The organism is Pseudomonas sp. SIMBA_068 (assembly GCF_046534705.1).
Classification (GTDB): Bacteria; Pseudomonadota; Gammaproteobacteria; order Pseudomonadales; family Pseudomonadaceae; genus Aquipseudomonas; species Aquipseudomonas putida.
On the sequence record NZ_JAWRYI010001560.1, the window covers coordinates 1 to 239 of the forward strand.

Genomic DNA, 239 nt, shown 5'->3' on the forward strand with positions numbered 1-239 from the left:
ATTTTGCGTTATCTATCGCGGCCTTTGCAGTTGCCATTGTTTTAGCCACTCGTGAGTTTATTCAATGTGTTATTGGCTTTTTTTACTTAGTCACTACACGCCCATTTAGAGTAGGCGACTGGGTGCAAGTCGGTGAATATTACGGTGAAGTAGCAGAAACAGACTGGATAAAAACAACCATGCATGAAATAGACATGCACACTTATCAATTTTCAAGAAAAACGATTTACATACCTAAT

The 239-nt window shown here is 38.5% G+C and carries 1 protein-coding gene; it reads left to right on the forward strand.

What is annotated here, in order from left to right; all coding sequences use genetic code 11:
• Positions 1 to 239, forward strand: a 239-nt coding sequence (locus SB756_RS34925) for a mechanosensitive ion channel domain-containing protein (RefSeq protein WP_410913862.1), incomplete at both ends; no start/stop codon positions are given.